Genomic DNA, 26,934 nt, shown 5'->3' with positions numbered 1-26,934 from the left:
AAAATAAGGGGGCTAAAATATGTTCAAAAACAAACTGTTATTAGTTTCACCAATCATTGCATTGGCTGTTATTTTTATTTTCTCACTTACATTATTCCCATCGGTCCAGCCACAACCGAAAAATCTGCCAATTGCAATCGTAAATGAGGATGAAGGAGTGGAAATTCCTAATCAGCCAAAAATGAATATGGGTCAAACGATTGTTGAAATGATGCAAAAAAATTCTAAAGCAACAAAAGATGAAGACCCTGCTGTGAAATGGGTTAAAGTAAAATCAGCAGAAGATGCACAAAAAGGAATGGATAACCAAAAATATTATGCAACATTGGTCATTCCGAAAGATTTCAGTGCTAAACAGGCATCATTAAGGACACCAGAACCTTTTTCCCCTGAAGTTCAAATATTTATCAATCAGGGAATGAATACAGCAGCTTCAACAATGGCAGGACAGGTATTGAATGGGATAGTTGACAATATGAACAACAATGTCCGTAAACAACTCCTTGATGGTTTTGAAAAACAAGGAGCAACCCTAACAGCAAAACAAGCTGCAAGCTTAGCAACTCCTATTACAAAAACAGTTACTAATGTGAATGAAATTGGTACTAATAGTGCTAACGGCAATTCTCCTATTTCCTTATTCCAGCCACTATGGATTGCAAGCTTAGCTAGTGCAGCTATTATCTTTATTTCTGTTAGCAAATTACCAATTGCTAATCGAAAAGAGAACCTTGCTACAAAGGTAGTACAAATTCTTATGGGGGCAATTGTTTCACTTGTAATCGGATTTGGATTAACGTGGTTAGCAGATGGAATGGTAGGATTAAATATTCCACAATTTACCGATACAGCTTTATTTCTAACGATTACAGCCTTTAGCTTTTTCCTAATGATTTTAGCTGTACTATCGTTGTTAGGAATTAGAAGTATCGCTGTTTTTGCCTTGATGTTATTCTTTGGTGCACCATTGCTTGCGATGGCTCCAGAAATGATCTCCCCATTTTATCGAGATTGGATTTATTCTTGGTTGCCAATGCGTTTTATGATAGAAGGTTTACGTGAATTGTTCTTCTTCGGAAAGGGACTAACTTGGAGTTCACCTTTAACTACCCTTGTATGGATTGGAGTAGTAAGTATGGTAATCATACTAGCTTCTGCTTTGAAACTTAATTCACTAAAAGAGAAAACACAAACCGGAAAATTAGAGATATAACAATAAACAAGCCGTTTCCAAATGGGAACGGCTTGTTTTAGTAAATGTTTGTAAACAAATCGTTTGAGTCATATGTCACACCGTATATTAAATACACATCCATATTCGGTATATTAGAGGAATTATTGCCTTGATCGAAGAAATGAAAACATTAGGTATTGATCTAACGAACAGGTTTTTGCAATAAGAGGATTGTTGTATAGTATTGTTACATTTTGAATAGGGGGACACAAATGTTAATCAGAGAAATAAAACTTGCTGATGCTGAAAGATTTGTAAATTTAATTAAGCAAGTTGAAAATGAATCTAAATTTATGCTTTTCGAATCAGGAGAAAGAAGAATTACTCCAGAGGAGCAGGTAAAAAGAATAGAGGTAATGAGAAAATCGGAGAATTCGACGATTCTTATTGCAGAGGAAGAGAATCAATTAATCGGATATCTTATTGCGATAGGTGGCAATGCCAAAAGAAACCAACATTCTGTATACCTTGTTATCGGTATCCTAATTCAGTATCGTGGGCTTGGGGTAGGAACAAAGCTATTTGAACAATTAGAAAAGTGGGCAAAGGACCAGAATGTTCATCGATTAGAATTAACTGTGGTAACCCGTAATGAAGCTGGATTACGGTTATATAAAAAAATGGGCTTTGATATTGAAGGAACAAAAAAGCATTCGCTTTACATTGAAGGAAATTTTGTCGATGAATACTATATGTCTAAAATTTTATAAAATTAACAGATGCTAAATATGAACAGTTCTAGCTGTTTCACAGGTTTCCTTTGTTCCGCTAACGGGCATGTATTTTTAATAAAAGGGAGATAAAAGATGCAAGAGAAGAAAGTAAAAAAGCAGCTTATAATGGGATGTATTTTGTTTGGAATTTCAATTATATCGGGCAGTTTACAAATTGTTTTTTCCCCATTCAACTTTGTTAGGGTTGTATCGTTAATTGTGGTTATTGGAAGTTCATTGTGTGTAGGTGCGTTTATTAGAGAACTTTTTATTCTTAAAAAGACAATAAATCCTAATCAATAAAGTGAGCAAGGATTTATGCTATACTAAATAAATTAATCTTTATGTTCGGAAATATTAAATAAATTAAATTAGGGGATGAAGATACTTTGAAGGGAAAATATGGACGGTTATCTTTTATCTTAGCCATAGCAGGGATTTTGCTATTTTACTTGAGTTCTCAAGGAAGTTCGACTTTCGAGACGTTGAAATAAGCACTTGTTAGATTCAAAAAAAAAATAATTAACAGATTCTCTGTTCACATCATTGCTTCCTAGACAAATAGAAATGAATAACTTGATTTTCTGTTTTAAAAGCAAAGAGGAGGGCAATGTAGCCTCTCCTCTCTAGTTAAGTAATTTTCTCATCATTAAACAAAGTAACTGCTCGTATGTATGCTGTAGATTGTTGTTGCCTAACCCTTATTTTCGCTTCTTCAATATCCTTGGCCTGAATTTGTTGATAAAAAATGACCCCAGTGAGTTCATATTCAACGGTAAAGGTCTTTAATAAATCCATACAAATCACTCCTAATGATGAGTTAAAATTTTATCGATTAATCCATAAGCTAACGCTTTTTCAGCAGTTAAGAAGTTGTCTCGTTCTGTGTCTCTTTCTATTTTTTCTTTAGTCTGGCCTGTGCGTTCAGATAGAATCGTGTTTAAGTGGTCTCTAAGTCGTAAGATGCGTTTTGCGCTAATCTCAATCTCTGTTGCTTGACCTCTTGCCCCTCCCAGAGGCTGATGAATCATTATTTCGCTATTAGGAAGGGAGTATCGTTTTCCTTTTTCTCCTCCCGCCAGTAAAAACGCCCCCATTGAAGCAGCCATACCTATACATAATGTGCTTACAGGTGCTTTAATCAGTTGCATCGTATCATAGATAGCTAAACCAGCTGTTATGGAACCTCCCGGTGAATTAATATAGATAGATATATCTTTTTCAGGAGATTCGGAATCAAGGAATAACAACTGCGCAACAATACTGTTGGCTACTTGATCATTGATCTCACCTGTTAGCATGATGATTCTATCTTTTAGTAATCGAGAGTAGATGTCATAAGATCGTTCTCCTCGACTCGTTTGTTCAACAACATAAGGGATAAGATTCATTTTTTCTCCTCCTTGAGATGATTGACGTTCCGATATATTCAAAATTATTGATGCAACTTCTTGATTAAAGGAATGGCACGTAATGTCTTCTGGTTCCACGAGTTGTAAATTGATATGGTTTTTTACACATTGAAGTACCTGTTCATTGTCAGTGTAGGTGGAAATAACCACAATTTCTACCTCTTGTTCATTCAGCTTATGTTCAGTAAAGATTTCTACTAGTATTTCTAGAGGTTCTGTAAGGTTCTTAACAAGAATCAAATTATTCTCTTCAGCAAATCCGTTTAAGTTAGCAACTCTATGTAATCCCTCTGGTAGAAGAATGTCTATCTGAAGTTGATTAATGACCTGTTGAGGAAGGGGAGCAAGACTAATACAGAGGTGAGTCATTCCTTCTTCATTTTCTATCTGCTGTTTTGATAGAGCTAAATTAATTATCATGATTACTTCCTTTTAGTACATTCGTGACAGAATCAATCACTTTTTGCCTAACGTCGGCTGACAGGTGCTTGTTGATTGTAATATAAATATCTTCATTAACCATGTGCAACTGTTGTTGAACAATTCTCTGAGAGTCCAAAAAGGAAAACTGTTCCGCAATCCCTTTTATTTCCTCAATAGAAAGGGTAGATAGTGTTTTTTTGATACTGGCTAATGTCTCACCCGTTTTGCTTAATGTTAGCACAGCCCTAAAGTAATGTAAGTGTTCGTCAGTATAGACTCTTTTGTTGCCATGCAATTCAAGTGTTGGTATCAACTCAAGCTGCGTATAATAGCGAACGGTCCGTAGGTTAATGTCAGCTCCTTCTTTTATTAAGATGTCTGTAATTTCCTGAGCTGTATAGAAATTCATTTTAAGAGCGAACCTCCTTTCCAATAAGTGTAACAGTTAACTGTTACAGTTACATTATAGTGTAATGGAAAGAAATATAAAACAAATATGCAAAATATATTGTTAATAATTTATTCATGATTGCCTTGTTCTTTTTTGTGAAAATATTACCGGAATATTGTGTTAGTATTGATATAAATATTGAGCTAACACCGTAGTAGAGTTGAATAAGAAGTGAAGTTTTTAAGGTTTTGTGGCAACAAAATAAGGAGTGACTTATTTTGTTGGTGTTCCTACTGCTCATTTACAATTAGAAATTGGTTTGCAAAATCAACAAACGCAATTAACAGAAGCAAATATTAGTTGGAGTTCATCGAGTGGAGATGTAGAAGAAACAATAGATAAACTTCGAAGAATTTGGATTATCAAAAGGTGAAATTAGGGTTTCTCCAAACCAAGAAGCTTAAATAGTTATACAATTTATTTGTATCAAGGAAAAAATCTAAAAGTGAACGTAAGCAAACGGGTGCTTTTCAACAATAAGTGGAGACGCTTTTTACTAACGGGATTGGATTGGTGATGAAGAGATTCTTTTAAAAAATATTTTCAGTTCATAAATAAATTCTACAAACAAAGGATGGGAGAAATGATAAAGGGGCTATATGAAGCACATTTACCTGTAAAAAACTTAGAAGTTTCAATTGGATTTTACCGTAAATTAGGATTGAAGTTAGCTTGGCGTGATGAAGACACCGTGTTCTTTTGGATAGAAGAAGGGAAAAGTTGGCTAGGATTGTGGGAAGGTAAGGAGTACCAAACCCCATACCACCCTTCTCTAAGACATATTGCTTTTCGAGTCACATATGAGGATTTAAAGGAGTCAGTAAAGTGGCTTGAATCCATCCAAGTTGAGCCTGTACCTTTTGGAAAAAGAACATCGATTGAGCCTTTTGTAAGACCAAATCAAGGAAATGCTTCGATATATTTTGATGATCCAGATGGAAATAGCCTAGAACTGATGTGTTATGTTGAAGTTCCAAATGAATTAAAACATAATACGGAAAAGTTGTCATTTGAGGACTGGGAGAATTTAGTTAGTAGTAAAGAGGCTTCAAGAAAGACTTTTTAATGAAAGATGTTGACAATTGGTGTGGATGATTTATAATAAATATATCTTCAATTCAAGATAATTTAATTTGAGATATTTGACATACGATGAAAATTGTAACTTACTATAGCATTTAAAGGGAGTGGCGAAATGGTTACATTATTTGTATCACCTAGTTGCACTTCATGTCGAAGGGCAAAAGCTTGGTTTCAGGAACATCAGATACCATACAAAGAAAGAAATATTTTATCTGAAAAGCTTACAATCGATGAAATCAAGAACATCCTTCACTTTACTGAAGATGGTACAGATGAGATTATCTCTACCAAGTCAAAAGCTTTTCAAAAGTTAGATGTTAATATCGATTCACTTTCACTTCGTGAACTGTATTCAATTATAAATGAAAACCCAGGGATATTAAAAAGACCTTTAATGTTAGATGAAAAAAGATTACAAGTTGGCTTTAATGAGGAAGAAATACGAAGCTTCCTACCTCGTAAGATGCGTGTGTTCCAACTTGATGAAGTTCATAGCTATATTAGTTAAAAAAAAAATTTGACTAATGTCTCGAAATCGAGATAAAAATGTATTGTGAAAATCTCGAAGTAGGGAATCTTAGTTTATCAATAGTATCGATAATTTTAAAAGGAGTGCATCAAAGTGAGTAAGAAAACAATGGGGATTCACCATATTACTGCGATTGTAGGGCATCCACAGGAAAATGTTGATTTTTATGCAGGTGTTCTAGGGTTGCGCTTAGTGAAACAAACGGTAAACTTTGATGATCCTGGCACGTATCACCTCTATTTCGGAGATGGAGGAGGAAAACCTGGTACCATCATCACATTCTTCCCTTGGGCAGGAGCTCGCCAAGGGAAAATCGGTGGTGGTCAGGTAGGTGTAACCTCCTATGTGGTTCCGAAAGGTGCTCTGGAGTTTTGGGAAAATAGACTAGAAAAATTCAAAATCCCTTTTACTAAGTCAGAAAGATTTGGCGAACAATATTTGCAATTTGATGATCCACATGGTCTTCACCTTGAAATTGTTGAACGTGAAGAAGGCGAAAATAATACTTGGAACTTTGGTGGGGTAACATCGGATGTTGCCATTAAAGGGTTTGGCGGTGCCATTTTATTTTCATCACAGCCTAATAAAACGGCAGATTTATTAGAAAATGTTATGGGCCTTGAACTTCTAGCGAAAGAAGGGGAATTTGCACGTTTCCGTTCTTCAGCTGATATCGGAAATGTCATTGATCTAAAATTAACTCCGGTTGGACGCGGGCAAATGGGTGTGGGAACCGTGCATCATATCGCTTGGCGTGCCAGTGATGACGAGGATCAATTAGAATGGCAAAGGCATGTTGCTGCCAATGGATATGGCGTCACTCCAGTACAGGATCGAAACTATTTTAATGCGATTTATTTTAGAGAACACGGAGAAATCTTATTTGAAATTGCCACAGATCCTCCTGGCTTTGCCCATGATGAATCCGTAGCGACAATGGGAGAGAAATTAATGCTGCCTGCGCAGTATGAGCCACACAGAAGACAAATTGAACAAGGGTTGCTATCATTTAAAGTAAGAGAATTAGACTAATTTTTATGAAAGGGAATGATTTCTTTGCTTTCAATCGATCCAGCCTCATTGTCTGAAAGAGAAAATTATAAGTTTCTAATCGGCAGTATTATTCCAAGACCGATAGCATTTGTTACCACAGTTTCGAAAGATGGAATTTTAAATGGTGCACCTTTTAGTTATTTTAATATTGTTTCGTCAAATCCACCAATGATTTCGTTATCAATTCAGCGAAGCAAGGGGCAGCAAAAAGATACAGCGAGAAATATTATCGAGTCCAAAGAATTTGTGATTCACATTGTAGATGAGCAGAATGTTGAAAAAATCAACCAAACAGCTGCAAGTCTTCCTCCAAATGAGAGTGAGATCGAGTTAGCTAAGTTAACACCTGTAGAAAGTGTGAAAATTTCAGTACCAGGTGTGAAAGAAGCTAAAATTCGAATGGAATGCACATTGGAGCATTCCATTGAATTGGGCGGTTCGGATGCACCGGGATGTGATCTTATTATCGGGAGAATTGTGCAGTTTCATATTGAAAATGACATCTATGAAAAGGGAAGAATTGATCCTAATGGTTTAGCAGCTGTAAGCCGATTGGCAGGGAATAATTACGCCAAGGTTGGTGAGATTTTTGAAATAGAACGACCTAAATGATCTCGATCACTTTAGCGGAATTCTATTCCTTTTGGTCATATGAAAGTAAAATTAGAATAGACCTTACCTCGTGTTGAGGTTCGCGTTCCGGAGGGAGAAAAATAATGAAACATATATTCAATAAGGGAAAAAACCCAGCAAAGCCAACCTTTCTTATGCTGCATGGAACAGGAGGAAATGAATTAGACCTATTACCACTTGCAGGAATGATTGATGATGAGGCAAATGTACTAAGTGTTCGTGGGAATGTATTAGAAAATGGCATGCCCCGGTTTTTTCGCAGATTAGCAGAAGGTATCTTTGATGAGGAAGATCTTATTTTTCGAACAAAAGAATTAAACGAGTTTCTAGATGAAGCCGCCCAAAAGTATGATTTTGACCGCGATAATATTCTTGCGATCGGTTACTCAAATGGAGCAAATATTGCTGCTAGTTTATTATTCCACTATCAACATGCATTAAAGGGTGCGATTCTTCATCATCCTATGGTGCCTCGAAAAGGAATGGACCTTCCTGATTTAACAGGAAAATCAGCATTTATAGCAGCGGGCTCAAATGACCCCATTTGTTCTCCTATGGAATCGACAGAGCTTCAGTCTTTATTAGAAAAGGCAAATGCGAAGGTAGAATTCCATTGGGAAAATAAAGGCCATCAATTAACCATTCAAGAAGTAGAAGCGGCTGCAACTTGGTATCGACAACATTTTATGATCAATAAAATCTAAATCAAATTAAAAAGCTAATCGGAACTATTCGATTAGTTTTTTAATATATAGAAATACTTAAAATTCTCAAATTGTATTGACCACTTTTCTTGATTGAAGCCCAAATGCACCTTATCCAATTTAGGATGGCGTGCTTTTTTTTATAACCTTGGCTGTGTTAAACTGGGCTGTTGATTTGAGCTCCAGGCACTTCGCTTTCCGCGGGCGGTCGGTGAGCCTCCTCGCCGCTGCGCGCCTCCGGGGTCTCACCCTGACCTGCTAGTCCCGCAGGAGTCTCGTGCCTTCCGCTCAAATCAACAGGTTATAAAATCAACAGTATCATGTAACACAGCCATAACTTTAAAAAAATAGTATCTTTAATTCGAGATATTTTACTTGACGATTATTAGAGGAAAGATATATTATGGTTACATAAAGTAACTCATGTAAAATAAATAACCAATTGACAAAAGTTGTGAGAAAGATAAAATAAATATCAAAAATCTTCAAGAGGTGAGTTTAATGATTGAAGTAACTGTAAAGCTAAAGTACAAAGGAAAAAATTATCTAACAAATGTCATTGTAAATAAAGACACACCGAATAGACAAATTTTACAGATGGCAAGGGAACAAGTTACAAGACAATGGACAAATTAATCAGAGGATTTCATCTTTAGTTGAAAGGGGATAAATTCTTGATTGAAAAAACAGAAGTTGGAGAAAAAGCTGTAGAGTATATAAAAGATGGAATGATCGTTGGACTAGGTACAGGTTCTACCGTATATTATTTCATTTCTAAACTCGGTGAATTGGTCCAGCAAGGACTTTCCATAAAAGGAGTCCCTACCTCTAAACAGACAGAAAAATTAGCGATAGAGCTCGGTATCCCACTTGTTTCGTTCCGTGAGATTGAGCAAATTGATGTAGCGATTGATGGAGCTGATGAAGTGAACCCAGAGTTACATCTCATAAAAGGGGGAGGCGGTGCCCTTTTGAGAGAAAAAATTATTGCGAAGGCAGCGAAAACTTTTATCGTCGTTGCAGATTCTAAAAAGTATGTAGAAACATTAGGAACTTTTCCGCTGCCAATTGAAGTAGTGCCATTTGGATATGAAATGACCATGAAATATATTCGAGAGCTTGGTGGTAATCCAAAGTTGCGGCAAAGACGCGGAATCCCTTTTCTTACTGACAACGGTAACTATATTATCGATAGCAGCTTTCAAGAAATTAACCAGCCAGAAGAATTAGAAAAAAGTCTGAACCTCTTGCCTGGTGTGGTGGATAATGGCTTATTTGTTGGAATGGCAGATGCTGTTATTACCATAGTTGATAACAAACTTGTAACGAAAGTCCGAAGATAGAACAAAGAGAAAATAGATTACGAACATGGGGGAAGAATGATGGAATCAATGACCTTCGTCTTATTTGGAGCAACAGGGGATTTAGCAAAAAGAAAAATTTTCCCAGCTCTATACAATTTATACGTTGATCAAAAGTTACCAAAGTCCATTTCTATAGTGGGACTCGGGAGAGGGGAACTTTCTCAATTTGATTTTCAAGAAAAAGTGAAAAACTCTATTTTGGAGTTTTCACGACGCCTTGAACATGAGGCAGCCAATATGGGGGAATTCTTAGATTACTTTCGCTACAGTAGATTGGATGTCACCCGTAAAGAAGATTATCAGCAACTACTTCAATTAGTAAAGCAGCGGGAAGACGAACTTGATTTATCACAAAATCGTATGTTTTACCTTTCAGTGGCACCTGAATTTTTTGATACAATTGCCCTAAACATAAAAAACAGCGGACTTGGCCAGACAGATGGCTGGAAACGATTAATCATTGAAAAGCCATTTGGTCATGACCTTCAATCTGCACGGGAACTTAATGAAAAATTAAGCCGTTCCTTTGAGGAAGAGGAAATTTATCGAATTGACCACTACTTAGGCAAACCCATGGTTCAGAACCTTGAAGCCTTGTCTTTTGCAAACCCAATTCTACAGTCGTTGTGGAATAAAGAACATATTGCAAATGTTCAAATTACCGCGAGTGAAACCGTTGGGGTAGAAAAAAGAGCTGGATACTACGATCAGGCTGGAGCAATCCGTGATATGGTTCAAAACCATATGCTGCAAATGCTGATGATGACAGCAATGGATACACCTGAAAAAATAAGCGCAGCAGAAATTAGAAGAGAGAAACGAAAGGTCATGGAGTCACTTCGTTCCAACATTAAAGAAGATGTTCATTACGATATTGTTCGCGGGCAATACATTTCAGGAGAAGTAAATGGACAGAAAGTTCCTAGCTATAAAGAGGAGCCAGGTGTAGCTTCTGCTTCCACAACGGATACCTTTGTAGCTGCTCGATTGTGGTTGGATCATCCATCTTGGACTGGGGTACCCTTTTACATTCGCACAGGAAAAAGAATGAAGGAAAAGTCTACACGAATTGTCATTGAATTTAAAAATCAGGAAAACCTTTCATATAAAAATAATCAATTAAACCCTAACTTATTAATCATCGAAATCAACCCAAATGAAAATATTTCTATACAATTAAACAGCAAAAATCCATTGAATAATGGTAAAGTTGAACCTGTTAGGATACATTTATCGAATGATCAAATAAGCTTAGGGGTCCCTGAAGCATATGAAAGACTGATTTATGATGCTAGTAACGGAGATTCTACTTTCTTTGCTCATTGGAAGGAAGTTGAATTGTCATGGGAATGGGTACAGCCAATTCTAGATGCCTTTGAGGAAAACCTAGTACCGCTCAATGAATATCAGTCAGGTTCTTACGGTCCTGCTGCCGCTCAATTTTTACTTTTAGAAAATGGCTTTAAATGGTGGCTCGATGAAAATCTTCAAGAAGATCAGGAGAAAGGTACTAGACAATTAAACAAATTGGAAATTGTTTAGCCAACAATCAGGGAATTAAAACAAAAGATTTTTTAGAAATAATATTTAACCTTTAGGAGGAGAACATAATGAAGGTAGGACTTATTGGTTTAGGAAAAATGGGATTAAACTTAGGACAAAATTTATTGGATCATCATCACGAGGTGGTAGCATTTGATGTGAATCCAAGTGCAGTCGAAAATATGAAGCAATATGGCGCAACTGGTGTCTCAAGTTATAAAGAACTTATCCAGTCTTTAGATCATCCAAGAATTATATGGATTATGGTCCCACATGCTGTGGTTGATTCCGTTATCGGTGAAATCTTACCGTTTTTGGAAAAAGGAGATATTGTCGTTGAAGCAGGTAATTCTCACTATAAAGAATCGATTCAACGCTACAATGAGTTAAAGGAAATAGGCGTGAGATTTATGGATGCGGGTACTTCAGGCGGTATGGAAGGGGCTCGAAATGGAGCTTGTTATATGATCGGTGGCGATCCAGAAGCTTGGGAAGTAGTACAACCTCTTTTCAAAGATACCGCCGTTGAAAATGGCTTCTTATATGCCGGTAAAGCAGGTAGCGGGCATTTCTTAAAGATGGTTCATAATGGAATCGAATATGCCATGATGGCTGCTATAGGAGAAGGCTTTGAAGTACTGGAAAAAAGTGAATTTGATTTTGATTACGAAAAGGTTGCAAGAGTTTGGAATAATGGATCCGTTATTCGTTCATGGCTGATGGAATTAACAGAAAATGCATTCTCAAAATATCCAGATTTGGAAGAAATTAAAGGGATTATGCATTCCTCCGGTGAAGGAAAATGGACAGTTGAGGCAGCATTAGACCTAAAAACTGCAACACCAGTTATTGCAATGTCATTATTAATGCGTTATCGTTCTTTAGAGGATGACACCTTTACAGGTAAAGTTGTAGCGGCTTTACGGAATGAATTTGGTGGACATGCTGTCGAAAAGAATTAATAATAGAATTGAATTAAAAAAAAATTGGAGGAAAAAACATCATGAAATTTTTTATCGATACTGCAAACCTAGAGGAAATCAAAAAGGCTTATAAAATTGGCGTATTATCAGGTGTAACAACCAACCCTTCATTAGTTGCGAAAGAAGGCGTGAAATTCGAAGATCGTATCGCAGAAATCCTAAATGCAGTTCCAGAGGTTGAGTCAGTTTCTGCCGAGGTAACACCTAATGCTTTAACAGCTGAGCAAATGATTGCGGAAGCAGACGAACTGATTAAAATCAACGGTGGCGATAAGAATATTACCATCAAAGTTCCAATGACACTTGATGGACTAGAGACTTGCCGCTATTTAACTAAAAAAGGTGTTAAGACTAACGTTACTCTGATATTTAGTGTGAATCAGGCATTGCTTGCTGCTCGTGCTGGGGCAACTTATGTTTCACCATTCTTAGGACGTTTAGATGATATTAATGAAGATGGTGTAGAACTTGTCGCAAAAATTGCTCAAATGTTCCGTGTTCAAAATCTAGATTCACAAATCATTGCAGCATCTGTTCGTCATCCTGACCATGTTACTCGTGTGGCGTTGGCTGGAGCTCATATTGCAACCATTCCATTTAAGGTCATTGAGCAATTATCAAAACATCCGTTAACAGACCAAGGCCTTGAAAAATTTGCGGCTGATTGGAAAACTGTTTAAAAATTACTAAAAACTAAAGGGCGTTATCTTCTAGAGGTTTGAGATAACGCCTTACATAAATAATTAATTTGGTAGGGGAGAACAACGATGACTATTACTTTTAATTATTCTAATGCATTATCTTTCATGCAGCAGCATGAAGTGGACTATTTAGGGGAGTTTGTGAAAACCGCACATAACATGCTCCACGAGAAAAAAGGTCCCGGATCCGACTATCTTGGTTGGGTTGATTTACCACATAACTATGACAAAGAAGAATATGCAAGAATCAAAGCGGCTGCTGAAAGAATTCGCAGTAATTCCGATGCTTTAATCATAATCGGTATCGGAGGCTCTTACCTTGGCGCAAGAGCTGCTATTGAAGCACTTTCTCATACATTTCATAACCAAATGGATGACAAAACAGAGATTTATTTTGCCGGACAAAATATCAGTGCTACTTATATTTCTCACTTATTTGACGTGCTGAAGGACAAGGATATTTCAGTCAATGTGATTTCAAAATCAGGTACAACAACAGAGCCTGCCATTGCGTTCCGTATTTTCCGTGATTATTTGGAGAAAAAGTATGGCAAAGAAGAAGCAAGAAAACGCATATATGCCACAACGGATCGTGCTAAAGGAGCTTTAAAAACACTTGCTGATGAGGAAGGGTACGAAACTTTTGTCATACCTGATGATGTTGGCGGCAGATACTCTGTATTAACCGCAGTAGGGTTATTACCGATTGCCACCGCAGGCTTAGATATTGATAAAATGATGGCAGGTGCTGCTGCTGCTGCAGATAAGTATAATAATCCAAACTTGGCAGAAAACCAAAGTTATCAGTATGCTGCTGTTAGAAATGCGCTTTATCGTAAAGGAAAATCAATTGAACTATTGGTAAACTTTGAGCCTTCCCTTCATTATGTATCAGAATGGTGGAAACAGTTATTTGGTGAAAGTGAAGGAAAAGACCAAAAAGGACTCTATCCTGCTTCTGTCGATTTCAGCACTGATCTTCATTCGATGGGACAATATGTCCAAGAAGGACGCCGTGATCTTATTGAGACAGTTGTATCTGTAAAAGAACCTAAACTAGACATAACTCTTGGAAAAGAAGATTCTGACCTAGATGGGTTAAATTATCTAGCTGGGAAAACAATGGACTATGTTAACAAGAATGCTGCTCAAGGAACGGTTTTAGCTCATGTAGATGGAGCAGTTCCTAACCTATCTGTTGAGCTGGATCAATTAAATGAGTATACCTTCGGTGAAATGGTTTATTTCTTTGAGAAAGCGTGCGGAATCAGCGGCTTGCTAATGGGAGTAAATCCTTTTGATCAGCCAGGTGTAGAAGCTTATAAGAAAAACATGTTTGCACTTCTTGGTAAACCAGGATATGAAGCAGAAAGAGAAGAATTACAAAAACGTCTATCTAAATAATAGTAAATGAAAACACTCTTGTCTTAGATTAACGGGTTCTGTTATCGAGTACTAAACATTAATAACACACTAACAAGCAGTCCGATTCGCATGAATCGGACTGCTTTTTTTTATAGTTGGCATCCCTCAAATTGCTAACGTTCAATCCTAAGTCTGGATTAGTAAACATAACAAACTGATATTTTTTTAGATTTTAGTTCCTTTCAGACACATTGTGTTCCGAACCCTCATATACAGTTGTAGAAAGTTCAACTATTGGAGGAGTAAAATGCAACGTTATATGTGTAATGGGAAAATCCATTGATGGAATCCTGAAAGGATATGAGGATGTCACCAATTTCGGATCTTAACCAGATTGATATAGTCATACTAGTTACTTTCTGATTATTAAAAATTAAATCAAGTAGGTGGTTAGAATTGAGACCCCAATCTATTTAGATTTCTTGTCTAAGTTTGGTGTTGGTGGTGCACATCCAGGGGGTATTCAACTGACAAAGGAAGTATTCAAGTCTGAAAGAATCACCTCCACTACTCACATTTTAGATGTTGGTTGTGGTACTGGCCAAACAGCAGCCTATTTGGCTACCCAATACGGAGCAATCGTAACTGGAATAGACATCAATCCTGTCATGGTCGAAAAGGCTAAAACGAGAATGGCACTATACCAATTACCGGTAGAAATTATCCAAGGATCTATTGAAAATTGCCCATTAAAGGATGAGACTTTTGATTTTATTATTTCTGAATCTGTTCTTTCTTTTGTCAATAAACCAAGATCACTAACAGAAGCTTTTCGATTATTAAAGAAGGGTGGCCGATTTATTGCAAATGAACTTACCATTAATCAACGAATGGATCCAAGTAATAAGAAAGAAATTACTCAATTTTATGGATTAGATTCCCTGCTGATGGAAAGAGATTGGATTACTTTATTGCAACGGACTGGATTTAAAGGGATAAAAATTCGTAAGCAAGAACAACCCCAACAGAGTCTAACTCCCGAATTCTATTATTCAGATTATATTGAACCTGAACTGTACACCATCATGAATCAGCATTTTTATATAATGGCAAAATATCAAGGAGTTTTGGACTATCGGGTATTTTCATGTGCGATATAGGTTCTTAGTAACCTTTTTATAAGGCTTTTGATATTCTTATAACCAAATAAAGGGCTTCGAAAATTTGAAGCCCTACATTCTTCGTCTAAAATCACATGATTGAAAAAGTTTATTTGCATTCTTGCACGATTAAACATGTAAATCTCCTTGCGTTTTTGTACTTACTTGAAATACATATTCAGGCCAATTCCAAGCACCTGAAAAAGTAACAGTTAATAAAGAAGAGGCGTTTGAAAAAATGAAAGAATTGATTGAGCTTAAACCATACTATGTATATGACTTTAAACATACTGGAGGAATTACCATGTCAACTCAAATCAAAATCACTCATACTTTCAATGCTTCACGTGAACTTGTGTTTAAGGCATTAACGGAATCAGAACATCTAAAGAACTGGTGGGGACCAAAAGGGTGGACGTTCGAGGTTTCTAAATCAGATTTCCGTCCGGGCGGTGTATTTCACTACAGCCAGAAACCTGCTGACGGCAACGTAATGTGGGTTAAATTTGTATACAGTGAAATTATTGCACCAGAAAAAATCGTTTACACTAGTTTTTTTTCTGATGAAGAAGGTAACATTGTACGTGCACCCTTTCACGCAAATTGGCCCATGGAAACCCTGAATACCATTACACTCACCAAGGATGAAGGAAAAACAAACCTAACAATGGCTGTGGTTCCCCTATCCCCGACAGCGGAAGAGATCAAAACCTTCGAGGATTCAAAAGAGATGGCTCAAGAAGGATATACCGGAACCTTTTATCAATTAGATGAATACATACCAAAGATATAAAACGTTAGGTATAGCCACAGCTAACAACACCGACCAAAGGGTTCCGTTTTCGAGTGCTTCCTTAATAATAGACACAAGAATTGACGTATGAATGGGCATACGTCTTTTCTTTATTTATGGCTCTTTTCTTAAACTTTGTTGCTTTTTGTAACAATAATTAATGATTGTGCTGTGTTTTCGCAGAAAAAAAGCAAATATTTAATAAGAAAAGAGCTTGCAAACTAACTTCAATGGCATAAAATAGCTATTTCTACGAAAGCCTCACCAAATATTCACCAAATCAAACATGTGTTTACATATATATTCTTTATTTTCTTGAAATGTATATAATCCCAAATAAGTTGAAAGATAACAATAGCCTTATGTCATTTAATGGAGTGGGTAACAGTTGGATAAAAGAATGAATACTAACGAATTAGGAGAATTGTGTTTACTTGCTGGGAAAATTATGTTAGAAAGCGGAGCAGAGACATACCGAGTTCAAGATACAATGATGAGAATTGCAGGTTCTTTTGGGATAAACTACCCAAACAGTTATGTGACACCGACTGGAATTATATTTTCATTATGTGGAACTGAACAAACCAAATTAGTACAAATTTCAAATCGGTCTACGGATTTATACAAAGTCATTATCGTAAATAGTATATCCAGGAAAATTAGTAGCGGGGAAATCTCAGCAGAGGAGGCCTACTTTACTTTAAGAAAAATCGAGAAAGGAAATCTAAAATATCCTACATATGTAAAGATTATTTCAGCTTCTATCGTAAGCGGCTTCTCCCTCGTCATGTTTAATGGGGAATGGAATGACTTTTTTTCCGCATTCCTCGCCGGTGGTGCAGGTTTTTTATGTGTGAGTTATATTCATCGTGTAGTAGATATTAAATTTTTCACAGAATTTTTAGCAGCTCTAATTGTGAGTCTAATGTCCTATTTCTTCAAATATGTTGGTTTGGGACAAGACCTTTCTAATATTATAGTCGCAAGTATTATGCCACTAGTACCTGGCCTTCTGATTACGAGCGCTGTAAGAGATTTAATGGCAGGGCATCTTGTTTCTGGATTATCAAAAGGTGCAGATGCAGCCTTGACTGCATTTGCCATTGGGGCTGGTGTAGCGACTGTTTTTTCACTCTTTAAATAGAACGAGGAATACATGGACATGATTATACATCTATTGACTACTTTCATTGTTTCAGGGGCCTTTGCTGTAATATTTAATGTACCAGAAAAGAATATCCTGCAATGTTGCATTGTTGGTATGGCAGGCAGACTTTTACACAGTTCGTTGATGAACCATGATTATGATACAGTGCAAGCTACTTTAATCGCCTCTTTTTCCATTGGCGTAATTAGCCGAATATTTGCGAAGATCTACAAGACTCCCGTTATTGTATTTAGTATTTCAGGTATCCTTCCATTAGTACCTGGTGGCTTAGCCTATGATGCAACAAGAAACTTTGTTGAAGACCATTATAACTTAGGAATTCAGATTGGCGTAAAAGCCATTATGACAGCAGGTGCCATTGCTGTTGGACTGGTGTTGTCAGAAGCGATCATGCGGATTTTAACAGTAAGAAGGAAAATTCATTTAAATGGTTTTCACAAGTAAGTTATTGAAAAAAAGGAAAAAAGAGCCTACAAATTAGGCTCTTTTTTAGAGGACTCCACAACTCCATTTTTTAAACATGAACATCCTCTATTAGCATCTTATAGGATAGTATCGGCTAATTTTCTTCTTCACTAAGCAGGTATTTTTATCAAAAATTCACCCGAATTTTAACTTGAATTAGTAAAAAAATGCGGGAATTATGGTATTAGTTGGGCTACTATTTGCCTTCTCTCTTAAAAAATCAAAACAAAAACAACCATCATTAGAAAACTAAATTGACCACTAGGAAATAGGATACAACCCGAAGAATCCATTTTGAAAAGAGATTGATCAAAATGGATTCTTTTTCACCAGATTTAAGTTTGGCTTTTATAAAAAAATTTGATCATTTTCTACCTATGATCTTCAACAATAGCGCTATTATGTAATTGAAATTCTGCGATGGAGAAATATCTCGAATCCAAGATATTTTTCTTGCGTTTTATTCACTTGAGGTGTAAAGTGATAGTAACGAAAGGAAATGAGTCATATTGAGAAATAATACACTTGGTTCACTAATTTGGTTGCGTATTGCTCGCTTTACACATCAAAGTAATTTATTGTCAAATGATTTCTTGAAACAGTTTGGGATCACAGCTGCACAGTTTGATGTATTAAACCAGGTTGCGACTTATCAGCCGATTACACAAAGTCAACTTGCCACGAAAGTAACGGTATCTGAGGGTGGAATTTCCCGTATGCTCACTCGACTTGAACAAGAGGGATATATACAGCGTAAGCAGGACTGGAAAACCAAATGGATAACCCTTACTTCGAAAGGAGAAGGTAAAATGCATGAAGTTTTTGACCATCAACTTACTTACCAAACGTCCATTTTCAGTGAGTGCTTAACAGAGGATGAGCAAAAAACACTATACAAACTGATGACTAAGCTCCAAAAGCATACTGAGATTAAATTAGAAAAATAACGATCCTTTTACTTGTGGTAAATTTTTATTTTTTCATTATCACTTGACTAGTTAACTGGAAGAGGAGGAATAATTTTATGTATAAAATTCCAGGACATCATCACATTTCAATGATTACAAAAAATGCAAGTAAAAATAATCACTTTTACTGTCATGTGCTTGGTTTACGGCGTGTGAAAGTGACCGTGAACCAAGATGATCCATCCATGTATCACTTATTTTTCGGGGATAAAACAGGCAGCCCAGGTACTGAATTATCGTTTTTTGAAATTCCACTAGTTGGACATACACATCGTGGTACAAATGCCATCACAAAAATTGGTTTACTTGTACCATCAGAAGCAAGTTTAGCCTATTGGAAAGCACGTTTCGAGGAACACGGTGTTACCAATAGTGACATTACAACGTATGCCAATCATCCAGCTTTACACTTTGAAGACTCTGAAGGTTTACGTATGGTACTTCTTGTCTCAAACGGTGCAAAAGTACAACACTGGGAAACGTGGGAAAAATCCGATGTTCCCAACGAGCACCAGATTCAAGGAATGGGCTCTGTGGAAATAACGGTACGAAGACTTGATAAACTAGCAAACACACTTACAGACATGTTTGGTTATACAGAGATAAGCCGAACAGATGACGAAGCGATTTTTCAATCCATCAAAGGAGAGGTTTTTGGAGAAATCGTCGTGAAATATTTAGACGGCCCTTCTGAAAAACCAGGTCGCGGCAGTATTCATCATTTAGCGATTCGTGTAAAAGACGATGAAGAACTCGAATATTGGGACGAACAAGTACGAGCACGCGGCTTCCATTCATCTGGCATCGTGGATCGCTTCTACTTTAAGAGCCTGTATTTCCGTGAATCAAATGGAATTCTATTTGAAATTGCAACCGATGGGCCAGGGTTCACGATTGATGGGGATATTGAAACACTTGGAGAAAAATTAGATTTACCGCCATTTTTAGAAGACCGCAGGGATGAAATTGAAAAAAACCTAACACCCATTGAGAAGTTTTAATGTACGAACTATAAAAATTTGAAAATCTTAGGAGGAAGTTAAAATGAACGAATTAAAAGGAATACACCACATAACAGCGATTACAAGCAGTGCAGAAAAGAACTATGAATTTTTTACCTATGTTTTAGGTATGCGTTTAGTTAAAAAAACAGTCAACCAAGATGATATTCAAACCTATCATTTATTTTTTGCCGATGATAAAGGCAGCGCAGGCACAGACATGACATTCTTTGACTTCCCAGGCATTCCGAAAGGTGTACATGGTACAAACGAGATTTCAAAAACATCGTTCCGTGTCCCGAGTGATGCAGCATTAGACTATTGGGTAAAACGTTTTGATCGTTTAGAAGTCAAACATACTGGAATCAAAGAACAATTTGGCAAGAAGACTCTCTCTTTCGTTGATTTTGATGATCAGCACTATCAATTGATTTCAGATGAATTTAATAAAGGTGTGGAATCTGGCACACCATGGCAAAAAGGTCCCATTCCATTAGAATATGCCATTACTGGTTTAGGTCCTGTATTTGTTCGTATTGCGAACTTTGATTATTTTAAAGAAATGCTGGAAAAAGTTCTATTATTTAAAGAGACTGCACAAGACGGGTCATTCCATTTATTTGAAGTGGGCGAAGGCGGGAATGGTGCATCGGTCATTGTAGAATATAATGCGGTACTTCCTCAAGCCCGACAAGGTTTTGGTACGGTTCACCATGCGGCATTCCGAGTAGAGGATCGCGCCGTATTAGAAGAATGGATTGGAAGGTTGAGTAGTTTTGGATTCCAAACATCTGGTTATGTAAATCGTCACTTTTTTGAGTCATTATACGCAAGAGTGGCACCACAAATATTATTTGAGTTCGCTACAGATGGTCCTGGTTTTATGGGTGACGAACCTTATGAAACACTTGGGGAAAAATTATCGTTACCTCCATTCTTAGAGCCTAAACGTGAAGAAATAGAAAAATTAGTACGTCCAATTGATACAGTTAGAAGTACAAAGGAATTCGTCAAAGAATAGGAGAGGAAACCAAGTGAATAGCAAAATCTTGAAAATACAAAAATTAGGATTTCCATGGGAGACTGAAGATCCGTTCCTAATGACCGTCCATCATAAAGATGCGTATCCATCAGGAAATAAAGAGCAGGGTCCTAACGTTTCATTAGAAGGCAGAAATCTTGGCGAGGATTTTACGTTGCGTGATGGTTTTAGAATGTATCATGGCACGACGGTTCCAGGATTTCCTGTACATCCCCACAGAGGTTTTGAAACGGTAACAGTGGTTCTTGAAGGTCTTATTGATCATTTTGATTCATATGGGTCTGTAGGACGATTTGGGAATGGGGATGTTCAGTGGATGACAGCAGGAAAGGGCGCCCAGCATACTGAAATGTTTCCTCTCGTCCATCAGGACAAAGGCAATCCACTTGAATTCTTTCAGATATGGCTGAATCTGCCTGCAAAAGATAAATTCGCTAATCCTGAATATAAAATGTTATGGGCCGAAGATATACCGGAAGTACAATCAGCGGCTGCGAATGGACAGAAAACGACCGTAAGACTGATCGCCGGAAGTGTGATGGGCAAGTCTAGTTTAGAACCAAACGATGCTTCTTGGGCAAACGACAAAAATCATCATGTGGGAATCTACGTTATTCATATGGAGCCGGAAGCAGTCTTCGCCCTGCCGTCAGTTTCAGCGACAATGACGAGAAATCTATACTATTATCAGGGTGATAAACTAAATATAGACGAAACAGCGATCGAAGCGTACCATCGTGTAAAGCTTGCTGGTGATGAGGAAATCATGATTATAAATGGATCATCTGAGAGTTATATGCTGCTCCTAGAGGGTGAGCCGATACAAGAACCTGTCGTGTCCTATGGACCGTTTGTCATGAATACTGAGCAGGAAATTCGCGATGCGTTCAAGGATTTTCAAACTACTCAATTTGGTGGCTGGCCGTGGGACCGTCCAGATCCTGTTAATGAGCGTGAGTCAGGAAGATTCGCACGTCATGCGGATGGAAGAGTTGAAAAAAGGTAACCACTATTCATTGATGTAAGGCATTTTGCCTTTTTAATGAGGAAAATTGGAAATACCCGGATAACGCTACGAAATGGATCCATAGTTTTATAGGTTTGAAAATAAATATAAAAATTGGCTCAGTTCACTAGTGGACTGAGTCTCTTTTATTAGGCTTTGTTACATACAGGTGTTGATTTGTTACGAAAATCCTTATGAAGGACTAATTTCATTGAAGAATCTCCTGATTTGTCTATCAGCGAACTTTCATACGGTTGTACTTATAATCAACAATGAAATTTAACAAAGATTTTTTTTATATGAAATTTTCCAGCAGATAAACTCGTTATAATAGATGATAGAAAAAACGAGACATGCGCATGATCGTTTTAGCAGGAGGGTTTTTATGGAGGAAGAATGGCAATGGATTCAAGAAGTGTTATCTGGCAATAAGCAAGCCTACGCACACATTATTAATAAATACAAAAACCAGTTATATGCCACCATTTTACGAATGACAAGAAATCCGCAGAATGCACAAGACTTGGTACAGGAAGCCTTTATAAAGGTGTATCAACAGCTGGGGAAATACGATAATAAGGGATCGTTTTCTAATTGGATGTACCGCGTCGCGATTAATCATTGTATGGATGAGTTCCGCAAGAAGAGTTATAAAATGAAACCAGTAGAAATAAATGAAGAAAAAGTAGTAAATCCCAATCATCCAGAAGTCATTTTTTTGAAAAAGGAGAAAAATCGCCAGCTTGAGCGGCTAATTGCAGCCCTGCCTGAAGATGAGCGAATGATTATTCTTTTGCGCTATGTAAATGAATTGAGCTATAGCGAAATTAGTGAGTTGAGTGAACTCCCTGTTTCAAGTGTTCGGAATAAACTTCATCGCGCTAAGCAAAAAATGAGAGCTGCGGTCAAACGAGAAGGAGGCTATTTCCATGAATTGTCCAACGATCGATAAACTTTTACAATATGTTGATAACCTGCTGACGGAACAGGAGCTTGTTGAGCTCAGCACTCATTTAAAAGGCTGCAATGATTGCAAACACTTGGTTGAAGAACTTTACGAAGAGCAGAAATTATTAAAAGAAACCTTACAAACGCCAGAGCTGCCAGATGATTTTGCTTCCACCATTCTTGCCCAACTTGAGCCATATGGAAAACAACCGAAAAAGCCTGCTTGGAAACGAAGCATGCTTGTTGCAGCAGGAGTGGTGTTAGCTTTTGGATTAAGCACTACACTAAATCCTAGTTTTGCAAAGTGGGTGGGAGGTTTGTTTGCTACCGATCAAGTAGATGAAGGATTAAAAATAGCGTCGAATGCAGGGATGGCAGAGCGGGTCAATCGTGAAGTGACAGATCAAGGGCTTACATTTAGAGTAGAAGATGTGGTAGCCGATTCTTCAAGGGTTGCATTATCCTATCAAATCGTAAACAAAACCGGGAAAATACAGGATTCCTATATCGAGCTGGATGATTTAAAAAATAAAATCTCTGCAAGCGATCAAAATGGAAAAATTCTTAATGGGGTAGGTATGAGCTGGCAGAAGGGAAGTGAGTACGGTTTAATCGAATTTTCGCTGCGGGAACAAGAGGACTTAGAGGAAGTTAACGTTAAATTTGATTTGGTTGAGCTAAACGGTGTAAAGGGCAATTGGAAGATGGAAATTCCTATTGATTTAAAAGAACGGAATAAATTTACGACCACTCTCTCATTAGATGGTGCGTTAACAAGTATGAATGGCGTGAATATAAAGATGAAAGAAGTTCGATTTGCTCCATCCTCTAGTGAACTATTATATGAAACGTCTTTTGCAAAAGAAGAACAGGCAAAGGTGGAAGCGGAAATTAACAATCTAAAAGAGAGGTTTGGTGGGGGGATCGTCAACTCTTTCGCGAATTATGGCACTGCCATTCAATATCATATTGAGAACGAGGAAAAGAGTGCTGTTTACCATCACAATAGTTTTTTTGAAGGGAAAGGGCACCCGAGTGACACAGGAATGATTCAAGGTTCAGGTGCTGATATGGGGCAAATCGGGCAGGTGGCCTGGAATGAATCCTTTATCCCGCAAAATAAGGACGGCAAACTAACATTTGTATTGGATGGTGTTGTTAAAACAGTACCTTCCTATTTCTCGATAAAGTTTAAACCGAAAGAATTAAAGAAGAACCCGGTCTCGTTTGAATATGAAGGGAATTTTATCACGATAAAGGACGCGGAAAAGAAGCTTAAGTTTTCGCTCCGAAAGTCACTTAACCCTGTCGAGATCGATAATATTTTTACCATTGAGATGGAAGGTGGAAAGGAAGCTGGGAGTTCTGATTTCGGAGCATGGTCTATCGTGGATGACCAAGGTAAAGCATTCCTTGCGTATCATAGCGGATCGATTCTCGATGAAAAAGATAAAAATGGCCGCTACAAGACAACCCTTGATCTCAGGGCCTATGATATCGATGAGGTTCCTGAGGAATTAACCTTACACCTGCTTTCCGTAACACATTATGAAAAAGCAAGCGATAAATGGGAAGTTCCATTGTTTAAGTAACCAAGAAAAGGAGAAAAGCCATGGGGCTTCTCTCCTTTTTAATACTAAGCTATATTCTCCATTCGAATGGTAAATGTAACATCTTCTTCTCTGACGGTTAATAATCGTTCAAGCACAGCCAGTTTAGTCTTTGCTTCCTTGACTTCAAATCCATTAACGACATTTTCTTTCTTTAAGTTACCTATCATTTCTGAAACCACTTGTTTAAAAGTTTGTGAATCAACTAATAAATAATGAATTAATTCAATGGTTGCTTCTTTTTCTTGTTTATTTTTGATGGCAAAAATACTTTGAACATCAGGCTCTACTACGAAAAGAGATTGTAAATCTTCAGAGATTCTTATATTCACGTAACTTTTCTTCGTTCCATAATATTCATTATCCCTAATCCGAATTAGATCCAAACCTATCATAAATTCATAAAAAGGAGTGTTCTTATCTAGAGAACGAAACCCATTAATGTTAATAGTTGATTTTTCTTCAATAAAAATTTCTCTTTCAAATCTTGTTTGAATTACTTTTGAATCTAACATATTCATTTTCCATACCTCGCTTCTAAAATAATATTATATAAAAAGTAACATGTATACTTTTAGTAACCTAAATATATTATAGTAAACATAAGAAAATAAATCAAATAAAGTCGCGTGAGATTTTGTCGGATTGCTCATTCATATTTTTTAAACACCAAACGAATACTATTTCTAACAAGTACCGTAAATAAAAATGATGTTGAAATTAACGGCTTTTAGCTGATAGTTGGAGGAATACCTAAATGGAGAGTAATTGTGATTTTTCACCATTAAAGCAAAATTTGGAGGATGGCATTAAAAATATAATTGATTTACTCGAAACCAATCTAAATATCCTCGGTAAAGAAAACCACTGTGTATTAGGGGGATTAGAAGATGTAAAAGAACATCTAATAAAAATTGAATCCATGGCGGCTTCTTTTTATTTAAATTGTTACTTATCGTCCTTTACAGATACATATGATGAGTTATCTATTGCAGCTCAAATCCTATCGAAAAACCGACATGGTGCACTTATTGTTGTTGAACGTAGTGATTCTGTTGACACCATTATCCAAAAGGGAACCACAATAGGAGCTCTTGTAACACCAAAATTATTGGGATCAATTTTTTATCCAGGAAACCCATTACATGATGGAGCTGTTTTAATAAAGGGAAATCAAGTTGTTTCGGCAGCAAATGTGCTTCCTCTGACAACTGCAGTAACTGGTGATAAGAAAGTTGGAACACGCCACCGTGCAGCCCTAGGAATATCCGAAAAAAGCGATGCACTTGCTCTTGTTGTTTCTGAAGAAACGGGTAAAATTTCTTTTGCGTTGGATGGGAAACTATATCCAATAAACACTAGAAACCCGATTTTTTCTTAATGGCAAAGGATTCAAAAGATGATAATTTAATAATTGCTGTTGACATTTAGAGAAGATGATTTATAATAATAATATCTTTAATTCGAGATATTGTAATTAAAGATACACACAGTTCAGATAAAGGGATTAGATGCATTTTTATTCTAAAGTATCTCGAACTTGAGAATCTCAACTTTTAAATATTATCGATATTTAATTAAATAAAAGACATCATCATTTAAAAGGAGTGTTTTTAAAATGAGTAAGAAAACAATGGGTATTCATCATATTACTGCAATTGCAGGTCATCCACAGGAGAATGTTGATTTTTATGCAGGTGTATTAGGATTGCGCCTAGTTAAACAAACGGTAAACTTTGATGACCCTGGAACGTATCACCTGTATTTCGGTGATGGAGGAGGAAAACCTGGAACCATCATCACATTCTTCCCTTGGGCAGGAGCGCGTCAAGGAACGATCGGTGACGGTCAGGTAGGAGTAACCTCATATGTTGTTCCTAAAGGTGCCATGGTATTTTGGGAAAATAGATTAGAAAAGTTCAAAGTACCTTTTACAAAAAAGGAACGATTCGGCGAGCAATATTTGGAATTCGATGATCCACATGGCCTTCACCTTGAAATTGTTGAAAGGGAGGAAGGCGAGGTCAATAATTGGAACTTTAGTGGGGTAACACCAGAGGTTGCCATCAAAGGATTTGGCGGAGCAACTCTATTATCAAGTCAGCCTCAAAAAACGGCAGATTTGTTAGAAAATGTTATGGGTCTTGAACTTGTAGGAAAAGAAGGAGATTTTGCCCGTTACCGTTCATCGGCTGATATTGGAAATGTTATTGATCTAAAACTAACTTCAACTGGACGCGGTCGAATGGGTGTAGGTACAGTACACCACATTGCTTGGCGTGCAATTGATGACCAAGATCAATTGGATTGGCAAAAGTATGTGGCGGCGAATGGGTACGGTGTCACTCCGGTACAGGATCGAAACTATTTCAATGCGATTTATTTTAGAGAACACGGTGAAATCTTATTTGAAATTGCAACAGATCCTCCAGGCTTTGCCCATGATGAATCACAAGAAACAATGGGAGAGAAATTAATGCTTCCTGCACAGTATGAACCACATAGAGACCAAATTGAACGCGGATTGATTCCAATTACAGTAAGAGAATTAGATTAAATCCTATTTGTGAAGTGGAGTGAATC

The 26,934-nt window shown here is 37.0% G+C and carries 31 protein-coding genes; 27 read left to right on the top strand and 4 right to left on the bottom strand.

All coding sequences use genetic code 11. From position 1 onward, the window contains the following. The first annotated feature begins 19 nt into the window (after positions 1 to 19). The 3 genes from BLR86_RS10475 to BLR86_RS10465 all read left to right on the top strand — a co-directional run bounded on the left by BLR86_RS10475 (position 20) and on the right by BLR86_RS10465 (position 2,250). A complete protein-coding gene (locus BLR86_RS10475) occupies positions 20 to 1,213 on the top strand; it encodes a YhgE/Pip domain-containing protein (protein WP_090761042.1) in 1,194 nt (397 codons plus the stop codon). Between the two features lie 233 nt (positions 1,214 to 1,446). Continuing rightward, positions 1,447 to 1,944, top strand: a complete 498-nt coding sequence (locus tag BLR86_RS10470) for a GNAT family N-acetyltransferase (protein WP_090761040.1) — start codon at positions 1,447 to 1,449, stop codon at positions 1,942 to 1,944. A gap of 96 nt (positions 1,945 to 2,040) precedes the next feature. After that, positions 2,041 to 2,250 carry a hypothetical protein gene (locus BLR86_RS10465; RefSeq protein ID WP_090761039.1) on the top strand — a complete coding sequence of 70 codons (210 nt, stop codon included), beginning with the start codon at positions 2,041 to 2,043 and terminating at the stop codon, positions 2,248 to 2,250. A gap of 327 nt (positions 2,251 to 2,577) precedes the next feature. Here the strand turns inward: BLR86_RS10465 and BLR86_RS26010 are convergent, their stop codons facing one another. From BLR86_RS26010 to BLR86_RS10455, 3 genes are read right to left on the bottom strand one after another with little or no spacing between them, the layout of a single operon-like run. Continuing rightward, positions 2,578 to 2,745, bottom strand: a complete 168-nt coding sequence (locus BLR86_RS26010) for a hypothetical protein (RefSeq protein WP_175492843.1) — start codon at positions 2,743 to 2,745, stop codon at positions 2,578 to 2,580. Positions 2,746 to 2,756: 11 nt separating this feature from the next. After that, a complete protein-coding gene (gene clpP, locus BLR86_RS26795) occupies positions 2,757 to 3,728 on the bottom strand; it encodes an ATP-dependent Clp endopeptidase proteolytic subunit ClpP (protein WP_302847214.1) in 972 nt (323 codons plus the stop codon). Between the two features lie 40 nt (positions 3,729 to 3,768). Beyond that, positions 3,769 to 4,191, bottom strand: a complete 423-nt coding sequence (locus tag BLR86_RS10455; protein ID WP_090761037.1) for a MerR family transcriptional regulator — start codon at positions 4,189 to 4,191, stop codon at positions 3,769 to 3,771. 250 nt (positions 4,192 to 4,441) lie between these two features. Between BLR86_RS10455 and BLR86_RS26410 the strand changes: the two genes are divergently transcribed. The 22 genes from BLR86_RS26410 (at position 4,442) to BLR86_RS10350 (ending at position 24,333) form a co-directional block, all read left to right on the top strand. Next, positions 4,442 to 4,606, top strand: a complete 165-nt coding sequence (locus BLR86_RS26410) for a hypothetical protein (RefSeq protein ID WP_217642376.1) — start codon at positions 4,442 to 4,444, stop codon at positions 4,604 to 4,606. Between the two features lie 210 nt (positions 4,607 to 4,816). Beyond that, positions 4,817 to 5,299 carry a VOC family protein gene (locus tag BLR86_RS10450; RefSeq protein ID WP_090761034.1) on the top strand — a complete coding sequence of 161 codons (483 nt, stop codon included), beginning with the start codon at positions 4,817 to 4,819 and terminating at the stop codon, positions 5,297 to 5,299. A gap of 129 nt (positions 5,300 to 5,428) precedes the next feature. Continuing rightward, positions 5,429 to 5,824: a transcriptional regulator SpxA gene (gene spxA / locus BLR86_RS10445; RefSeq protein ID WP_090761032.1), complete on the top strand. Its 396-nt coding sequence runs from the start codon at positions 5,429 to 5,431 to the stop codon at positions 5,822 to 5,824. A 114-nt stretch (positions 5,825 to 5,938) separates the two neighbouring features. Further along, complete coding sequence (locus BLR86_RS10440; protein ID WP_090761030.1) at positions 5,939 to 6,877, top strand: ring-cleaving dioxygenase; 939 nt, start codon at positions 5,939 to 5,941, stop codon at positions 6,875 to 6,877. A 24-nt stretch (positions 6,878 to 6,901) separates the two neighbouring features. After that, positions 6,902 to 7,510, top strand: coding sequence for a flavin reductase family protein (locus tag BLR86_RS10435; RefSeq protein WP_090761028.1), 609 nt, complete (start codon positions 6,902 to 6,904; stop codon positions 7,508 to 7,510). A gap of 104 nt (positions 7,511 to 7,614) precedes the next feature. Beyond that, positions 7,615 to 8,235 carry an alpha/beta hydrolase gene (locus tag BLR86_RS10430; RefSeq protein ID WP_090761025.1) on the top strand — a complete coding sequence of 207 codons (621 nt, stop codon included), beginning with the start codon at positions 7,615 to 7,617 and terminating at the stop codon, positions 8,233 to 8,235. A 501-nt stretch (positions 8,236 to 8,736) separates the two neighbouring features. Beyond that, entirely contained in the window at positions 8,737 to 8,871 is a 135-nt protein-coding gene (locus tag BLR86_RS10425; RefSeq protein ID WP_090761023.1) for a BA3454 family stress response protein, read from the top strand. 38 nt (positions 8,872 to 8,909) lie between these two features. Then, positions 8,910 to 9,578: a ribose-5-phosphate isomerase RpiA gene (rpiA, locus tag BLR86_RS10420; protein ID WP_090761021.1), complete on the top strand. Its 669-nt coding sequence runs from the start codon at positions 8,910 to 8,912 to the stop codon at positions 9,576 to 9,578. Positions 9,579 to 9,617: 39 nt separating this feature from the next. Further along, entirely contained in the window at positions 9,618 to 11,141 is a 1,524-nt protein-coding gene (gene zwf, locus BLR86_RS10415; protein ID WP_090761019.1) for a glucose-6-phosphate dehydrogenase, read from the top strand. Positions 11,142 to 11,209: 68 nt separating this feature from the next. Further along, positions 11,210 to 12,103, top strand: coding sequence for a phosphogluconate dehydrogenase (NAD(+)-dependent, decarboxylating) (gene gnd / locus BLR86_RS10410; RefSeq protein ID WP_090761017.1), 894 nt, complete (start codon positions 11,210 to 11,212; stop codon positions 12,101 to 12,103). Between the two features lie 41 nt (positions 12,104 to 12,144). Then, on the top strand, positions 12,145 to 12,804 hold the full coding sequence (gene fsa, locus BLR86_RS10405) for a fructose-6-phosphate aldolase (protein ID WP_045517207.1): 660 nt from the start codon (positions 12,145 to 12,147) through the stop codon (positions 12,802 to 12,804). A gap of 87 nt (positions 12,805 to 12,891) precedes the next feature. After that, the gene (locus BLR86_RS10400) at positions 12,892 to 14,229 is read left to right on the top strand and encodes a glucose-6-phosphate isomerase (protein ID WP_090761015.1); all 1,338 of its coding nucleotides are present in this window, start codon (positions 12,892 to 12,894) and stop codon (positions 14,227 to 14,229) included. 443 nt (positions 14,230 to 14,672) lie between these two features. Further along, a complete protein-coding gene (locus tag BLR86_RS10395) occupies positions 14,673 to 15,350 on the top strand; it encodes a class I SAM-dependent methyltransferase (RefSeq protein WP_254782292.1) in 678 nt (225 codons plus the stop codon). Between the two features lie 238 nt (positions 15,351 to 15,588). After that, the gene (locus BLR86_RS10390) at positions 15,589 to 16,143 is read left to right on the top strand and encodes an SRPBCC family protein (RefSeq protein WP_254782291.1); all 555 of its coding nucleotides are present in this window, start codon (positions 15,589 to 15,591) and stop codon (positions 16,141 to 16,143) included. A 400-nt stretch (positions 16,144 to 16,543) separates the two neighbouring features. Beyond that, entirely contained in the window at positions 16,544 to 17,287 is a 744-nt protein-coding gene (locus BLR86_RS10385) for a threonine/serine exporter family protein (protein ID WP_090761101.1), read from the top strand. 12 nt (positions 17,288 to 17,299) lie between these two features. Next, positions 17,300 to 17,755 carry a threonine/serine exporter family protein gene (locus tag BLR86_RS10380; protein WP_090761011.1) on the top strand — a complete coding sequence of 152 codons (456 nt, stop codon included), beginning with the start codon at positions 17,300 to 17,302 and terminating at the stop codon, positions 17,753 to 17,755. A 530-nt stretch (positions 17,756 to 18,285) separates the two neighbouring features. Beyond that, the gene (locus tag BLR86_RS10375) at positions 18,286 to 18,723 is read left to right on the top strand and encodes a MarR family winged helix-turn-helix transcriptional regulator (protein ID WP_090761009.1); all 438 of its coding nucleotides are present in this window, start codon (positions 18,286 to 18,288) and stop codon (positions 18,721 to 18,723) included. A gap of 77 nt (positions 18,724 to 18,800) precedes the next feature. After that, complete coding sequence (locus BLR86_RS10370) at positions 18,801 to 19,745, top strand: ring-cleaving dioxygenase (protein ID WP_090761007.1); 945 nt, start codon at positions 18,801 to 18,803, stop codon at positions 19,743 to 19,745. Positions 19,746 to 19,788: 43 nt separating this feature from the next. Beyond that, positions 19,789 to 20,766, top strand: coding sequence for a ring-cleaving dioxygenase (locus BLR86_RS10365; protein ID WP_090761005.1), 978 nt, complete (start codon positions 19,789 to 19,791; stop codon positions 20,764 to 20,766). A gap of 13 nt (positions 20,767 to 20,779) precedes the next feature. After that, entirely contained in the window at positions 20,780 to 21,793 is a 1,014-nt protein-coding gene (locus tag BLR86_RS10360; RefSeq protein WP_090761003.1) for a pirin family protein, read from the top strand. A gap of 385 nt (positions 21,794 to 22,178) precedes the next feature. Continuing rightward, entirely contained in the window at positions 22,179 to 22,745 is a 567-nt protein-coding gene (locus tag BLR86_RS10355) for an RNA polymerase sigma factor (protein WP_090761001.1), read from the top strand. Beyond that, the gene (locus BLR86_RS10350) at positions 22,723 to 24,333 is read left to right on the top strand and encodes an anti-sigma factor family protein (RefSeq protein WP_090760999.1); all 1,611 of its coding nucleotides are present in this window, start codon (positions 22,723 to 22,725) and stop codon (positions 24,331 to 24,333) included. Before BLR86_RS10355 ends, BLR86_RS10350 begins: the two co-directional genes overlap by 23 nt. A gap of 44 nt (positions 24,334 to 24,377) precedes the next feature. Here BLR86_RS10350 and BLR86_RS10345 read toward each other — a convergent pair whose 3' ends face one another. Next, the gene (locus BLR86_RS10345; RefSeq protein ID WP_090760997.1) at positions 24,378 to 24,872 is read right to left on the bottom strand and encodes a hypothetical protein; all 495 of its coding nucleotides are present in this window, start codon (positions 24,870 to 24,872) and stop codon (positions 24,378 to 24,380) included. A gap of 236 nt (positions 24,873 to 25,108) precedes the next feature. Between BLR86_RS10345 and cdaS the strand changes: the two genes are divergently transcribed. Both cdaS and BLR86_RS10335 read left to right on the top strand, forming a co-directional pair. After that, entirely contained in the window at positions 25,109 to 25,732 is a 624-nt protein-coding gene (gene cdaS / locus BLR86_RS10340; protein WP_090760995.1) for a sporulation-specific diadenylate cyclase CdaS, read from the top strand. 237 nt (positions 25,733 to 25,969) lie between these two features. Beyond that, a complete protein-coding gene (locus BLR86_RS10335; protein WP_090760993.1) occupies positions 25,970 to 26,908 on the top strand; it encodes a ring-cleaving dioxygenase in 939 nt (312 codons plus the stop codon). The last annotated feature ends 26 nt before the right edge of the window (positions 26,909 to 26,934 follow it).

Source organism: Bacillus sp. OK048 (assembly GCF_900103525.1).
Lineage (GTDB): Bacteria > Bacillota > Bacilli > Bacillales > Cytobacillaceae > Neobacillus.
This window is presented reverse-complemented; position numbering and strand designations above follow the sequence as displayed.